The organism is Nitrosomonas supralitoralis, assembly GCF_003011925.2.
GTDB lineage: Bacteria > Pseudomonadota > Gammaproteobacteria > Burkholderiales > Nitrosomonadaceae > Nitrosomonas > Nitrosomonas supralitoralis.
In genome coordinates, this window is the sequence record NZ_PXXU01000146.1 from 1 (window position 1) to 1,557 (window position 1,557).

1 pseudogene is annotated in these 1,557 nt (G+C 45.8%); it reads right to left on the bottom strand.

Features of this window, described 5'->3' with window-relative positions:
• Window positions 1–394 precede the first annotated feature (394 nt).
• Window positions 395–1,557 (bottom strand): annotated as a pseudogene (locus C7H79_RS17075) (transposase); the annotation flags it as partial.

A 1,557-nucleotide genomic window follows, 5' to 3' on the forward strand; every position in this document is an offset into this window, starting at 1 on the left:
CGGAAAATGAGATTTAAAGAAGCATATCAAGTTTGTAAAAATGGGTGTCTCACGCATGGTAATCCCCCCTTTTTAATGAAAGCTTACAGTAGAGAGTTTTAGTTTAAAAGCTTCTGCCAGCTTCATCTGACGTGGTCAACTAATTCTTGACAATCCAGTTAAGCAACTTTCTCCGATTTTTCTGTTTCTGCCTCATATTGATTTGGATTTTTTGTATCCTAGGAGTCTGTCGGGTAGGTCAAGTATCAAGGTGCATATTGATAACGAGCTTCATTTTTCGCGATGTAAGTTATTCGTGACGCTTCTAAGTAAAGCCGAATGCTTCTCTATCGTTATTTTTAAGCTCAATTCTCGTCAGGACAAAGGCTCCTTGGCCTTTTCTGTGGATTTCTATTTATCCTGTTGCCATTGCATACATCCGTTTGAAGTTATAAGCCATAGCAACCAATTTCCATTCGACCGCTACTGCTTGAATTCCTCGCATCAAGAACTGGCGAAAACCTAATACCTGTTTGATAATGCCGAACACGGGCTCGACAGTGCATTTTCGTCTACCGTAAAGTTCGCGGCCTGCCTGTGTTTTGAGTTGGTACGTCATCATAACCAAAGGATCGTCCGTCTGAGGTTCGGGGGCATCCGGTTGCAGCCGCTATGCTATGGGCAGATGATGGGTTTCACGTCCCAGCGCAATGAGAGGAGTGATGCCATATTCAACACAAGCCTTAACGTTGTTTTGGCTAAAATAACCATTATCGGCTAGCAAAGTAGCCGCTTTGCCGAACTGATTTTCCAGTTTGTTCAATGCTCCGAGCATCGGTTCGACGCGTTGCTTGTCATTGGTTTCCGTGGTTAGGCTGGTAGCGATAATGAGCATGCTCTCGACATCGACGACCGTTTGGCCGTTATAGCCTTGTATGAAACCGTCCCCGCTGGGCATGATACGTGATTGTTCATCGGTAAGATTGATTTGATCTTTGGCGCAAGAGCCGGTTTCCGGTGCTTTGGGTTTCCGTCCACGTGGTTTTTGTCCCGTCTTTTGTTGTGCTTCCCGGCGAGCAATCTTTTCCTCATAATCTTTCTGTGCTTGTTGGTCACGTGCCTGGACGCGCTCGGCTATTTTGGCTTTCGCTGCAGCCAAGGCTTCAAGACGTTGTTCGCGACGTGCGATTTCTGCCGGCAAGTCAAAATCATGCTCAGATTCCTGCTCATCGGTTTGCTCTGCCTTGTTCAGCAAAAATTGAACTTCTTCTCGTAACTGTGCTTCCAGCTTCTCAATGCGTCCATTCGACAGCGCTTTGTTCTTTGATGCATTAGCTTTGATTTTGGTACCATCCAGCGATATGTTTCCCAATTTAAACAACTTCATCTCTTGGGCTATGGCCAGCACTTGCACAAACAATCCCTGCAATTCCAGCAAAAAGGTTTTGCGGAAATTTGCTATCGTGTCGTGATCCGGGTGTTGATTTGCCGCATCAAAAGGAAATGGTACCGACTCATGCGTCGCCCGCTCAATCTTACGGCTGGAAAAGGTACCTGTTGCATAGCCATAAACCAATC